A 12766-nucleotide genomic window follows, 5' to 3' on the forward strand; every position below is an offset into this window, starting at 1 on the left:
GCTGTTACCAGCGACGATCGTAACGATAGTCCCGGTTATAACGGCGATTGTCGCGACGGTCGTAGCGATGCTCGCGGTAGTCGCGGCGCTGTTCCCAGCGCGGATCGCGGCTGTTGATACCGTGCTCGCGTTCCCAGTGACCCTGGTTCCGGTAGCAGCGGCCGCCGCGGTAATATTCGCAGCCCGAACCACGGTTTGAGGCGGTGGCACCCAAGGCGGCACCGGCCAGGGCACCCCCGGCGATATAGGTCCCGTCGCCCTGACCGATCAGGGCCCCGGCGAGGCCACCGACCACGGCACCGACCACGGCGTCGCGGCCCGTGTTGTTGTCGCGGTCGCGGTAGCTCTGGGCATCGGCGGGGCTGGCCGACATCAGGGTGACTGCCGCCGCACCGATCACGGCCGGCGAAGCGAGAGCGATCTTGGAAAACATGTTCATGATCATTCCTTCCGGACTATTTCGTGCGGCACCATGCCGAACATGAAATCACCCTAGAGGGTCGAGCCTGAACGCCCCGCGAGGTGGTCGTTCATTGCGCGTTCATCGCAAAGTCACGGCTCGGAGCCGGTTTGATCTGCCAATGCAGGCAAGAATGTCCGCCGGCGCTTGACGTGAGAGCGACCCCCTCCTACGTCCCCGACGCGTTAGCACTCTCGGGTGGCGGCTGCCAAAACGGCCGATCCGGGGGAACTGGCGAAGAAACCTTAGAAGACTTCATCGGAGAACACACAGATGGCGTTTCGTCCTCTCGGCGATCGCGTGCTGGTCAAGCGCGTGGAAGAAGAATCCAAAACCAAGGGCGGGATCATCATCCCCGACACCGCCAAGGAAAAGCCTCAGGAAGGCGAAGTCGTCTCGGTCGGCCCCGGCCTGCGCGACGAAAAAGGCGTGATCAATGCCCTGGAACTGAAGGCCGGCGACCGCATCCTGTTCGGCAAGTGGTCGGGCACCGAGGTCAAGCTGGAAGGCGAAGACCTGATCATCATGAAGGAATCCGACGTCCTGGGCGTGCTGTCCTAAGCACCCGCGTCGCCGACCTTTTCCCTGATAATTCAAGACTAGGAGCTGCCTCATGGCTGCCAAACAAGTAATGTTCTCCACCGACGCGCGCGAAAAAATGCTGCGCGGCGTCAACGTCCTGGCCAATGCGGTCAAGGTGACGCTGGGTCCCAAGGGCCGCAACGTCGTGATCCAGAAGTCCTTCGGCGCCCCGCGCTCGACCAAGGACGGCGTCTCGGTCGCCAAGGAAATCGAGCTGGAAGACGCCTTCGAAAACATGGGCGCCCAGATGATCCGCGAAGTCGCTTCGAAGACGAACGACAAGGCGGGTGACGGCACCACCACCGCGACCGTCCTGGCGCAATCCATCGTGCAGGAAGGCCTCAAGTCCGTCGCCGCCGGCATGAACCCGATGGACCTGAAGCGCGGCATCGACAAGGCGGTCACCGCCGTCCTGGCCGACATCAAGGCCTCGGCCAAGAAGGTCTCCAACAACTCCGAAATCGCCCAGGTCGGCACCATCTCGGCCAACGGCGACAAGGAAGTCGGCGAGATGATCGCCAAGGCCATGGAAAAGGTCGGCAACGAAGGCGTCATCACGGTTGAAGAAGCCAAGACCGCCGAGACCGAGCTGGACGTCGTCGAAGGCATGCAGTTCGACCGCGGCTACCTGTCGCCCTACTTCATCACCAACGCCGACAAGATGCAGGTCGAGCTCGAAGAGCCGATGATCCTGCTGCACGAGAAGAAGCTGTCGTCGCTGCAGGCCATGCTGCCGATCCTGGAAGCCGTGGTTCAGTCGGGTCGCCCGCTGGTCATCATCGCCGAGGACATCGAGGGCGAAGCCCTGGCCACCCTGGTGGTCAACAAGCTGCGCGGCGGCCTGCGCGTCGCCGCCGTCAAGGCCCCCGGCTTTGGTGACCGCCGCAAGGCCATGCTGGAAGACATCGCCGTCCTGACCGGTGGCCAGGTCATCTCGGAAGACCTGGGCATCAAGCTTGAGAACGTCACCCTCGACATGCTCGGCAAGGCCAAGAAGGTCACGATCACCAAGGACGACACCACCATCGTGGACGGCGTCGGCGGCAAGCCCGAGATCGAAGCCCGCATCGGCCAGATCAAGAAGCAGATCGAGGACACCACCTCGGACTACGACAAGGAAAAGCTGCAGGAACGTCTGGCCAAGCTGGCCGGCGGCGTTGCCGTCATCCGCGTCGGCGGCTCGACCGAAGTGGAAGTGAAAGAGAAGAAGGACCGCGTCGACGACGCGCTGAACGCCACGCGTGCAGCCGTTGAAGAAGGCATCGTCCCCGGCGGTGGTATCGCCCTTCTGAAGGCGACCAAGTCGCTGGAAGGCCTGACCGGCGACAACGCCGACCAGACCGCAGGCATCGCCATCATCCGCCGCGCCATCCAGGCCCCGATCCGTCAGATCGTCGAAAACGCCGGCGTCGAAGGCTCCATCGTGGTCGGCAAGGTGCTGGAAAACAACTCCGTCACCTTCGGCTTCAACGCCCAGACGGAAGAGTACGGCGACCTGGTCGCCATGGGCGTGATCGACCCCGCCAAGGTGGTCCGCACCGCCCTGCAGGACGCCGCCTCCGTGGCCGGCATCCTGATCACGACCGAAGCCGCAGTCGCCGATGCGCCCAAGAAGGCGTCCGGCGGCGGTGCCCCCGACATGGGCGGCATGGGCGGCGGCATGGGCGGCATGGACTTCTAGTCCACGCCAGCTCACGCTGAACGAACAGAAGGGCGGGTCCGGAAACGGGCCCGCCCTTTTTTGCTGCCTCAGCGCACGACGCATTGGCTTTACAAGGGAGGGAACCCCCCTACTGTTCTTGGCAGACATTCGGCTGGGGGATGGCGTGTCTGCTGCACTGGATTTCACCTATCAGTATGCCTTCGCATCGGGTGTCGCCGCCAATGAGAATGGCCGGCCGCAGCTGTCGCTGGCCACCTGTGACGCAAACCTCGGATCGCGTCACTTCTTTGACGGTCGCGTACGGCAACCGCGTGTGCTGGGCGAGATGCTCTACACACTCAGCGACGTCGTGCGGACGCACTTCTTCATGCCGCTGAAGCCGGGCATGCTGGACCCGGTGCTGACCAGCAACGAGGAGTTGCTGCGTCTGGAAGGGTTCAGCGGCTGCTGTGGGGTCTATGCGCGGGTGGACCTGCCCGCCGAGGCCTTCGACGGCGAATGCCATGGGCGGGGAACCACCAATGTGGATTTCAATACGCCGATGCGAAACGCTCTTTTGCGGCTGCGTGACGAGGAGGATGTCCGGTTCGCGGTCGGCGCGGAGGGGGTCGTGCTGGAGCGCGGCGGCGAAGCCACCGTCGAGAAGAAAGTCAAATTGCCCCTGAGGTGGATCAAGGGATTCAGCGAGGTTCAGGCCTATCAGCCCCGACTTGAGCTGAAGATGGAGGTCAGCGCAGCCGAAGCGCTACGCTTCGTCCGAATGTTGCCCAAGGCAGCCCGCCCTCGCATGCCCAGCTATGCGATCTCGGTCGGACGGTCGGTACGCCTGAGCCAGCGGCCACAAAAAGGCGCGGTGGCGATCCTGGGTACGCACCGGGTCAAGGTGATCGAGGCGCTGCTGCCTCGCGCGCAGAGTTTGCGAATCTGGAGCGATGAAGACAGCGGGGCCAGCGCCTGGGAGGTCCGCTATGCCGTCGGGTCTTTCTTCCTGATGATCAGCCCAGAGGTGTTCCGCGGCTTCTCGGGCGAGGGGCAGGTTCTGTCGGTTCTGGCCCGGCCACCTGAGGACGCAGTGATCGCCCGGGTCAGAGCCAGTCTGAAATGGCAGTCGCAGCTGGATGCGGGCATGCTGGGCCAGTCGCTGGACCTGGGCCAGGACGAGGTGGAGGCGGCGATGGCGGTGCTGGGCAGCCGGGGGTTGGCCGGATTCGACGCCGTATCCGGTCGCTACTTCCATCGGGAGTTGCCGTTCGACCTTGATCGGGTGGAGGAGATGCAGCCGCGCCTGAAAAACGCACGCAGGCTGGTGCACGACGGACTGGTAAAACCCGTCACCGACGGCGATGGGGCGACGTTCGCGGTGCAAGGGAACGGGACGGTGCACCGGGTGCGTCTGTCCGAGGACAGCCACAACTGCACCTGTCCCTGGTTCAGCAAATATCTGGGCCAGCGCGGGCCGTGCAAACACATCCTGGCCGCATCGGTCCTGCTTGAAGAGACGGACGCGGCGACGGCATGACCTACGATGAACTCGAGGCGCTGGTCCTAGAAGGCGGCGACGGCTGGGCGGTGCAACGGGCGTTGGCACCATTGGATGAGAAGGCGCGGGCGAAATTGTCGGCACCGGTGCAGAAGCTGTACAGGCAACTCGGTCGCGGAAAGCCGGACCCCACGGCGTCGGATCGTCTGGCGAAGTTCCTGGACGGCGCTTCGGGCATGTTCTGGACGCATCGCGGTTTCAGCGGCAACCAGAGCGCTCTGATCGTCGCTCTTTTTGCGGTGGGACCGCTCTCGGCGCTAAGCAAACTTGAAATTCGCTTCAGTCTCTTCAAACACTACGAACTGATTGAACAGGTCATCCTGGACCGACGCCCCGATTGGATCGACAACTGGGTCGCGAAGGAACTGGAAGCCGACTTCACGAACCTGAAATTCTCTACCCTTCATGGCTGGGTCCGCGACGGTGTCTGCGCCAAGCCGGATGCTGATCGCTACTACAGCCTTTTCGCGGGCCACATGATGCGGCGCAGACCGTGGGGGACCAACGAGGTCATCCCTCCGATCTCTCGTCAGCTGCTGGCCGATCCGGATCTGCTGCCCGATGTCGAGGGCCTGTTTCGCGTCGAGAGCATCGCCTTCGGCACCAACGAGTGGATGAAGAAGGACGCGCCGCCGGATCACGAGACCTGGCCGGACGCGCTGGAAAAGCTGTCGGTCTCTGGACATCTGGACCGCGCCGACTTGCTGCAATGGTCGCTGAACGGGCTGATGCGTGAGCTCAAGCAGCCACAACTGGCGGGCTTCCACAGCTTCCACAAACGGCTGAAGCCGGATCAGGCCGAGCGGCTGCGTCATCAGGCGGCCTATGTCGGTCTGTTGTGCCACCCGGTCGGCCATGTGACCAAATTCGCTTTGGAGATGCTGGCCGAGATACAGAAGGCCGGGGATTTGCAGATCGAACCGGTGCTGCGCGAGCTGCCGGTAGTGTTTGGCGGCGAGGCCAAAGGCAATGCAATCGCCGCATTGAAGCTGCTGAAACGAATTGCGGTCAACAAGTCGTCGGCGCGCCCGGCGGTAGCGGTGACCTTGGAGGCTCTGCGGCACGCCAATGCGGACGTTCAGGGCGCGGCGCTGGACCTGCTGGAAAATCATCGCGACCTGATCGACGAGGCGATGCTGGGTGACATGGAGCCATTCATTGCGGCCACTCAGCGTGTGAGATTCGGGCGGCTGCTGGCCGCGCTGGGCGGAGGTGAAGGGGACGGCGAGCCAAAGTTCGAACGGGCGTCCGTCGCCGCAGCGCTGCCGTCTGAGTTTGACTATCGCCCCGCCCCCGCCGATCGGCTGGCCGACACGCTCCTGCGGCCTGAGGACATCCTCGAACCGATTCAGACCGTGGACGCACTGATCGAGGCGGTCTTCCACGCGGCCGAGGTGGTGGAAGCGCCGGACGAGGTCGAGCGGATCATCGATGCCATCTCGCGGCTGGCGGGCGAGCGGCCCGCCGACTTCGATGCGCGGGTCGCGCCGCTGCTGCACCGCATGACTTCAGGTGGCGGTGGTCATTCTATCGTGCTGGGGAGTCCCGGCCTTGGCGGGTCGCTGCGCAACCTGTTGAACGTCTGGCTGACGGGGCAGTTGAACCGCACGGTCGAGCAGGAGGCGGCGTATTTCCGCGTCGAGGATGCCTTCATCCCTCTGCGGACACATCTGAGCGAGATCGCCGAGCGGGTGCACAAGGGGCAGAGCCGTCCACTGCTGTCGGCCCCAACTCACAAGGGCGGCTGGATCGACCCGATGGTCTGGATGGATCGACTGGAGACCGTGCGCGATCCGTCCATCATCGACAGCATGGACTTCCGCCTGTCGCTGTTGCGGCTGGCACCGGACCGGCGCGCCGAGGCGTCGGGGCGAGTCGCCGCTATTCCCCAAACCCTGAGAGCCGTGGCGGGTTTTGCGCTAGGAGGCGATGCGCGACCGACGGCATCGGATCAGTCCTTCCATGCGGCCTGGATCACTGCCGCTCGCTGTCGCGATCCGCTGAGGGATTGGAGCGCCGAACTGGCCCCCCTCCGCGTAGATGATGCGGCACCGGATGGCATCAGACCGGCTCGATACAGCTGGTTGGCCGGGACCGGGCAAGACCAATACGGCCGACAGGGGACGAAAGTCCCCAAGCTGATCGTTTCAGTGGAAAGCCAGGCGAGCGCAGCCCCGGCAGCGCCTAACACGTTCCGTGACCGGATAGCGCAAGCCTTCGCATCGCGGCGGACGGTCGATCGTGACCAACTTCCCAGTGCAGCATTAAACCGGCTGCTGGACCGCAAGCGGCGTACCTGGGGTGAGATGGGGACGCCGTGGGTGGCGCAATGGGCGAGTTGGCTCTGGCCCCAGAACCCGGCGGCCGCCTTTGTGCGCGGCGCTGTCACCCTAGTGCAGCGCATCGACGACAACGCGAGTAGTTGGAGCCCGACTCACGGTCATCTCCAGGTTCTGTTCCAGCCGGGCAGACCTTGGCGGGAGCCCGGCCATTTACTGCTTTGCATCGCGCTGATCGGCAAGGACGCCGATGCGCGTGGGCTGGCCGTCGATGCGTTGATTGAAGGGATCGAGACCAGGCTGTTTGACCCGGCATTGTTTGCGGCGACGCTGGCCGGGCTCGCCGAGGGGGAGTGGATCAAGCTCAATCGGTTGGGTGACGCGCTTGTGCAGGTGATCCCGACATCCCCGACCCACGCGTATGTGATCAGCGAAGCCCTGCAGCTTTGGTTGCCGCGATTGGACCTTCAGCAGAACAACGCCTTTCGACTGCTTGAAGTGGTCCTCGAGGCAAAGGCTGTGACTGGCCTGCCTCTCGGCCAGGCGGCGCAGGATGCGCTGGCACAGGTGACAGGCAGCGGGAAGGCGGCGAAGATCGCAAGGCAACTGGCAGCGCAGCGATAAGCACTAGAACATCATGGGCGGCATGGACTTCTGATCCACGCTCAGCTCACGCTGAACGAACAGGAGGGCGGGTCCGGAAACGGGCCCGCCCTTTTTGCATCTGCGACGGACTCTTGCGCCTGCCCCGTGTCACTGTCGGGGCGACAAGGAGACGGTGGATGCGCCAGAGTCCTAGCCAGAATGCCAGTCTGAATGCGGCCATCGCCCTGACCCGGTTCGGGCTGGGTGCGGGCCCCGGCGAGATCGAGGCTGTCGGTAACGATGCGCGCGACTGGCTGGCGGCGCAGATCCGGCCCGATGGGGCACCCTCGCCTCAGGGCGACCTGCCGACCACTGACGAGCGGGTGCAGGACTGGCTGGCCTATCAGCAGACGGGTCAGCAACGGCGGCAGATTCGCCGTCAGGAAGGTGCAGGCCCGCAGAACGCTTTACCGCCCGCGGCAAGGGCTCAGCCCATGGCCGAGGGCGCAGCGATGTCGGGCATGGCGCAGCAGGGGCAGACCCCGGCGCAGACGGCACCCCTGTCGGACGAGGCCCAGGCCGCCTTCGATGCGCGACGCGAGAGCCGGCGCGATCTGGCGCAGGAGACGGCGAGGGAGTTCGTGGCCCGGGCCGATCTGGGGGCGACGACGCCCGACGGGTTCGCAGAACGCTGGGCCCTGTTCTGGGCCAATGCCTTCACGGTCTCGGCAACAAAATTCCAGTCCGGCGTCTTCATCGGCCCCTATGAGCGCGAGGCGATCCGGCCGCATGTGTTCGGCCGGTTCGAGGACCTGGTGCTGGCGGCCGAAAGCCATCCGGCCATGCTGACCTATCTGGATCAGGCCCAGTCGGTCGGTCCCGGCAGCGTCGCGGGCCAGAGGCGCAATGCGGGACTGAACGAGAATCTGGCGCGGGAAATTCTGGAACTGCACACCCTGGGCACCGACGGCGGCTATACCCAGGCCGATGTGACGGAACTGGCGCGGGCGCTCACCGGCTGGTCGATCCCCACCAATCGGGGCGCTGGCGGTCAAGGACGGGGCCAAGGGCGTCGAGGACGCCGGGCCGCCGCCCTGGCCGAACCCGCAAGCGAGAACGGCTTCGTCTTCCGCACCATCATTCACGAGCCGGGCACACGGACGGTGCTCGGCAAGACCTATGCAGAGGGTGGGGCCGAACAGGGCCGGGCCATCCTGCGCGATCTGGCGAATGTACCCCAGACGGCCAGGAGACTGAGCTACAATCTGGCCCGGCATTTCGTGGCCGACGAGCCACCGCCCTCCTTGGTCCAGAAGCTGGAGGCGGCCTGGACTTCGTCGCGCGGCGACCTGGCGCAGGTGGCGCGCGCCCTGATCGAGGCTCCGGAAGCGTGGGAACCGCAGGCCGCCAAGATCAAGACGCCCTATGAGTTCATCGTCTCCACCCACCGCGCGCTCGGCACCCGGCCGCAGCGACCGCAGCCCTTGCAGCAGGCCTTGATCCAGATGGGGCAACCGGCCTTTTCCGCCCCCTCACCCGAGGGCTGGCCCGATACGGCAGCGGACTGGGCGGGTCCCGATGCCCTGGTCAAACGCCTGAACTGGGCCAAGACTGTGGGCGATCGCGCCGCCGAGATCGATGCCGACGCCGTGGCCGCCACCGCCCTGGGCTCGCGCCTTGGCGAACGCAGTCGCTTGGCCATCGCCCGCGCCGAAAGCCGTCCCGAAGCCCTGACCCTATTCCTGATGTCGCCGGAGTTCCAACGTCGATGACCCAGATGATCCATCTCAATCGCCGCCTGCTGCTGGGCGGTCTCGGGGCCGCCGGTGTCGGCCTGGCCTATGCCGGGCGTGTGGCGGCGCAATCCGCCTCCACCCGGCCCAAGCTGGTCGTCGTCATCGCGCGCGGAGCCATGGACGGGCTGTCGGTGACGGTGCCCTATGGCGATGCCAACTATCAGGCTTTGCGCGGGACCCTGGCCATCGCTGCGCCAGGCGAGACAAACGGGGCGCTGGCCCTGTCAGAGGGCTTCGGCCTGCACCCGGCCCTGACGACCCTGCATCAGATGTATGACGAGGGGCAGATGCGGTTCGCGCCCGCCGTCGCCATTCCCGTCCGTATCCGCTCGCATTTCGACGCCCAGGACGTGCTGGAGAACGGCGGCGAGGGTCTGCGGGCCCAAAGCGACGGCTGGCTGAACCGGGCGCTGGTTTCGGCAGGCGGGCAAGGCGCACTGAAGGGCCTGTCGATCGGGGCACAGACGCCGCTGATCCTGCGCGGCCGGGCCGAGACGTCCAGCTGGGCCCCCGGCGGTCAGGTCAAGGGCGAGGATCGCATCGCCTCGTTGCTTCAGGATCTCTATGTCGAGGATCCCATGTTGGGCACGAGCCTTGCGCGCGGACTGGAGACCGAGGCGCTGGCCTCGGCCATGAGCGACGGCACGCCTCTGCGCCGCGCCGATGTCGCCGGTCTGGGTCAGGCCGTGGCGCGGCTGATGACCGGCGAACAGGGCGCCGATGTCGTGGCCCTGTCGGTCGATGGTTGGGATACCCATGCGCGTCAGAATGCGCAGATGCAGACCCGGCTGGACGGGCTGGACGCCCTGATCGGCGGCATCCGCACGGGCCTGGGGCCGCAATGGAGCCAGACCGCGCTGGTGGTCGCCACTGAGTTCGGGCGCACGGCCCGCACCAATGGCACGCAAGGCACGGACCACGGCACGGCCTCGTCCCTGCTGCTGGCCGGCGGGGCGCTGAAGCCGGGCGGACCCATCGGCGACTGGCCGACCCTGGCCGACAATCGTCTGTTCGAAGACCGCGACTTGGCCCCGACGCTGGACGTACGATCAGTGTTCAAGGGCGTGCTGCGCGATCACCTGGGCGTGGACCGGGCCGCACTGGATGCCCGGGTCTTCCCCGACAGTGCGGCCGAGGCTCCGGCCCTCACAGGGCTGGTCTAGAGCTCAGTCCTCTTCGAGCGGCGGCAGGCCAGCTTCCTTGCGGGCGGCGGCGGCGGCTTTCTTTTCGGCCTTGGCGGCAGCCTTCTCGGCGGCCTTCTTGGCGTCGGCGCGCTCGCGTTCCTGACGTTCGAAACTGTAGTTGGGCTTACGGGCCATAGATATTGGTCTCTCTATTTTCAGACAAAGTGGAGCAAGCGGGCGTCGGGGACAACCTCTGCCGTGATCGGAAGATCAATCGACGGCGACGATCTCGACCGTCTGACCCGCGATCACCGCCTCGTCGCCGACCTGTTTGCCCATCAGGGCGACCGACAGGGGCGAGACATGGCTGACGGAGCCGGCGGCCGGGTCGGCCTCGTCCTCGCCGGTGATGCGCCAGGCCTGGGTGCGGCCATCCTCGCGCTCGATGGTGACGGAGCCGCCGAAACGGACGCGGCCATCGGGCTGGGTCTCTACCAGCTGGGCCGAGGCGCGGCGGGCGGACCAGTAGCGCAGGTCGCGCGTGGCGCGGGCCATGGCGGTGCGGTCGATCTCGATATCCCCGTGCGCCTGGGCCGCAGAATATGCGGCACGCGAGGAGGCAAGGGCGTCGTCGATCGCGGCCAGGCCCGCAGGCGTGACCAGATTGGGATGGGGCGAGATCGGGCGGTCGGGAAGATCGGCGGCTGTGGCCTCCAGATCCTCTTCGCGGGTGAAGGCAACGCTCATGGTACGGAAGATAGGCGTTGAGGGCGGTTGCCGCTAGGAAGACGACATGACCGATCCCGCCCCTTCCAAGTCCACCGTCCACGTTATCGGGGCGGGACCCGCCGGATTGATGGCCGCCGAGCGGCTCGCCCGCACAGGTGTGGCTGTGGTGGTGCATGACGCCATGCCGTCGGTCGGGCGCAAGCTGCTGATGGCCGGACGCGGCGGGCTGAACCTGACCCATTCGGAAGGGATCGAGGCCTTCACGGCGCGGTACCGCGAGGCGTCAGCGACGGCGGCCTCGTGGCTGGAGCGGTTTTCGCCGACACATCTGATCGGTTGGGCCGAGGGGCTGGGCCAGCCGGTGTTCACGGGGTCGTCGGGGCGGGTCTTTCCGCGCGCGATGAAGGCCTCGCCGCTGCTGAGGGCCTGGCTGGGACGACTGGCGGAGCTGGGGGTCGAGGTGCGAACGCGCTCGCGCTGGGTCGGGCGGCGCGACGGCGGCTTCGTCTTTGCCACGCCCGACGGCGAGCGGATCGAGCGGCCTGATGCGGTGGTGCTGGCGCTGGGCGGAGCCAGTTGGCCGAGACTGGGGTCCGACGGAGCCTGGTGCGAGGGCTTGATGGCGGAGGGCGTCGAGGTCGCGCCCTTCCGGCCCTCCAACGTCGGCTTGGATGTGGGCTGGACCGAGATTTTCGCCGAGCGTTTCGCGGGCCAGCCGCTGAAGCCCATCGCCCTCACTCATGATGGCGAGACGGTGCGTGGCGAGGCGATGGTCACCCGCTATGGGCTGGAAGGCGGCGCGGTCTATGCCCTGTCGGCCGGCCTGCGCGAGGCCATCGAGCGCGACGGCACCGCCGCCGTCGTGATCGACCTGCGTCCCGACCTCAGCGAGGAGGCCCTGGCCCAGCGGCTGGCGAAACCGCGCGGCAAGGACAGCGTCACCAATTGGCTGAGGAAGGCCGGCGGCCTGTCGCCGGTGGCGGTCGGCCTTTTGCGTGAGATTCCCGGAGACCTGCCGCTGGGCACCGAAAAGCTGGCCAAGCGGATCAAGGCGGTGCGCCTGACCCTGACCGGGGTGCAGGGGCTGGAGCGGGCCATATCGTCGGCGGGCGGCGTCCGTCTGGATCAGGTCGACGACGGCCTGATGCTGAAGGCCCTGCCCGGCGTCTTCGTAGCCGGGGAAATGCTGGACTGGGAGGCCCCGACCGGGGGCTATCTGTTGCAGGCGACCATGGCGTCGGGTGTCGTGGCGGCGGACGGGGTGCTGGCCTGGTTGGCCGGTCAAGGGCTGGCGAACTGAGGAGGACGGCATGCGCGGCATCGATCTGAGCTCGTGGGAAAGCGTGGTGGCCAGTCTGGTCGGCCTGGCCCTGTTCGCCCTGATCGGGGTGGGCATCCGGCTGGTCATGATGATGACCTTCCAGCAGCGCCAGCAGCGCATGAACCGCCAGATCAACGAGCGGCTCAAGACGCTGATCGCGGCCTACAAGGTGCTGGGCGGATCGTTCACGGGCGACCTGGCCGTGGACCCGCGCCACATGCGTGAGCTGCGCCGAGCACAGGCGGAGACTGAGGGCACCGCTGGCACGGACAGTTCGGCCAATGGCTCCGACCGCGCGCGGCGCATCCGCGATGCGGTCGAGGCCGCCCTGTCCGACATCATCCTGCTGGGGACTGAGGAACACGTGCGACTGGCCCAGAGGGCGGCGCTCGATCTCGTGGAAGGGCGACCGGCGCAGATGCATGAGTTGGTCGTGTCGCTGAGAGACTTCATCCGCCATGCCCTGGACCTCGATCCCATTCCCGCTGGACTGGCGATCCCGGCGCAAGGGCCTTCGCGCCCCTCCGGCTCCAGCGGTGGCCGAGGCGGCGGCGGTCAGGGCGGCGGCGGTCAGGGCGGTGGAGGCGGCGGCGGTGGAGGCATGGGCGGAGGAATGGGTGGCGGCATGGGCGGCGGCGCCACGCTCGGAACCGAAGACCGCGCCAGTGCCGGGTGACGGCCCGCCTC

11 protein-coding genes are annotated in these 12766 nt (G+C 66.5%); 8 read left to right on the forward strand and 3 right to left on the reverse strand.

Features of this window, described 5'->3' with window-relative positions:
• Positions 1-4: 4 nt before the first annotated feature.
• Positions 5-439 carry a hypothetical protein gene (locus tag AC4PRM_RS04890; RefSeq protein WP_373256882.1) on the reverse strand — a complete coding sequence of 145 codons (435 nt, stop codon included), beginning with the start codon at positions 437-439 and terminating at the stop codon, positions 5-7.
• Between the two features lie 294 nt (positions 440-733).
• Between AC4PRM_RS04890 and AC4PRM_RS04895 the strand changes: the two genes are divergently transcribed.
• The 6 genes from AC4PRM_RS04895 (at position 734) to AC4PRM_RS04920 (ending at position 10068) form a co-directional block, all read left to right on the forward strand.
• The gene (locus tag AC4PRM_RS04895; protein WP_373256881.1) at positions 734-1021 is read left to right on the forward strand and encodes a co-chaperone GroES; all 288 of its coding nucleotides are present in this window, start codon (positions 734-736) and stop codon (positions 1019-1021) included.
• 52 nt (positions 1022-1073) lie between these two features.
• Positions 1074-2723 carry a chaperonin GroEL gene (gene groL, locus AC4PRM_RS04900; protein ID WP_373256880.1) on the forward strand — a complete coding sequence of 550 codons (1650 nt, stop codon included), beginning with the start codon at positions 1074-1076 and terminating at the stop codon, positions 2721-2723.
• Between the two features lie 145 nt (positions 2724-2868).
• Positions 2869-4224, forward strand: coding sequence for an SWIM zinc finger family protein (locus AC4PRM_RS04905; RefSeq protein WP_492038993.1), 1356 nt, complete (start codon positions 2869-2871; stop codon positions 4222-4224).
• A complete protein-coding gene (locus tag AC4PRM_RS04910; protein ID WP_492038994.1) occupies positions 4221-7148 on the forward strand; it encodes a DUF6493 family protein in 2928 nt (975 codons plus the stop codon). The genes AC4PRM_RS04905 and AC4PRM_RS04910 overlap by 4 nt, the downstream gene beginning before the upstream one ends.
• 158 nt (positions 7149-7306) lie before the next feature.
• Positions 7307-8881, forward strand: coding sequence for a DUF1800 domain-containing protein (locus tag AC4PRM_RS04915; RefSeq protein WP_492038995.1), 1575 nt, complete (start codon positions 7307-7309; stop codon positions 8879-8881).
• Positions 8878-10068: a DUF1501 domain-containing protein gene (locus AC4PRM_RS04920; protein WP_492038996.1), complete on the forward strand. Its 1191-nt coding sequence runs from the start codon at positions 8878-8880 to the stop codon at positions 10066-10068. The genes AC4PRM_RS04915 and AC4PRM_RS04920 overlap by 4 nt, the downstream gene beginning before the upstream one ends.
• 3 nt (positions 10069-10071) lie before the next feature.
• Here the strand turns inward: AC4PRM_RS04920 and AC4PRM_RS04925 are convergent, their stop codons facing one another.
• Together AC4PRM_RS04925 and greA are read right to left on the reverse strand one after the other, a co-directional pair.
• On the reverse strand, positions 10072-10224 hold the full coding sequence (locus AC4PRM_RS04925) for a hypothetical protein (RefSeq protein WP_292170095.1): 153 nt from the start codon (positions 10222-10224) through the stop codon (positions 10072-10074).
• Positions 10225-10299: 75 nt separating this feature from the next.
• Positions 10300-10776 (reverse strand): transcription elongation factor GreA, encoded by a 477-nt coding sequence (greA, locus tag AC4PRM_RS04930; RefSeq protein WP_492038997.1) that lies wholly within the window; start codon positions 10774-10776, stop codon positions 10300-10302.
• A 46-nt stretch (positions 10777-10822) separates the two neighbouring features.
• Here greA and AC4PRM_RS04935 point away from each other — a divergent pair, with 46 nt between their 5' ends.
• Together AC4PRM_RS04935 and AC4PRM_RS04940 are read left to right on the forward strand one after the other, a co-directional pair.
• Entirely contained in the window at positions 10823-12058 is a 1236-nt protein-coding gene (locus AC4PRM_RS04935; protein WP_492038998.1) for a BaiN/RdsA family NAD(P)/FAD-dependent oxidoreductase, read from the forward strand.
• A gap of 10 nt (positions 12059-12068) precedes the next feature.
• Positions 12069-12755, forward strand: coding sequence for a hypothetical protein (locus AC4PRM_RS04940; protein WP_492038999.1), 687 nt, complete (start codon positions 12069-12071; stop codon positions 12753-12755).
• Positions 12756-12766: the final 11 nt, after the last annotated feature.

This window comes from Brevundimonas sp. DW-iso22, assembly GCF_058725425.1.

Excerpts from the sequence above, each read along its gene's own strand:
- AC4PRM_RS04890 (WP_373256882.1), bottom strand. The coding sequence starts at position 439 with ATGAACATGTTTTCCAAGATCGCTCTCGCTTCGCCGGCCGTGATCGGT.
- AC4PRM_RS04895 (WP_373256881.1), top strand. The coding sequence starts at position 734 with ATGGCGTTTCGTCCTCTCGGCGATCGCGTGCTGGTCAAGCGCGTGGAA.
- groL (WP_373256880.1), top strand. The coding sequence starts at position 1,074 with ATGGCTGCCAAACAAGTAATGTTCTCCACCGACGCGCGCGAAAAAATG.
- AC4PRM_RS04910 (WP_492038994.1), top strand. The coding sequence starts at position 4,221 with ATGACCTACGATGAACTCGAGGCGCTGGTCCTAGAAGGCGGCGACGGC.
- AC4PRM_RS04915 (WP_492038995.1), top strand. The coding sequence starts at position 7,307 with ATGCGCCAGAGTCCTAGCCAGAATGCCAGTCTGAATGCGGCCATCGCC.
- AC4PRM_RS04920 (WP_492038996.1), top strand. The coding sequence starts at position 8,878 with ATGACCCAGATGATCCATCTCAATCGCCGCCTGCTGCTGGGCGGTCTC.
- AC4PRM_RS04925 (WP_292170095.1), bottom strand. The coding sequence starts at position 10,224 with ATGGCCCGTAAGCCCAACTACAGTTTCGAACGTCAGGAACGCGAGCGC.
- greA (WP_492038997.1), bottom strand. The coding sequence starts at position 10,776 with ATGAGCGTTGCCTTCACCCGCGAAGAGGATCTGGAGGCCACAGCCGCC.
- AC4PRM_RS04935 (WP_492038998.1), top strand. The coding sequence starts at position 10,823 with ATGACCGATCCCGCCCCTTCCAAGTCCACCGTCCACGTTATCGGGGCG.
- AC4PRM_RS04940 (WP_492038999.1), top strand. The coding sequence starts at position 12,069 with ATGCGCGGCATCGATCTGAGCTCGTGGGAAAGCGTGGTGGCCAGTCTG.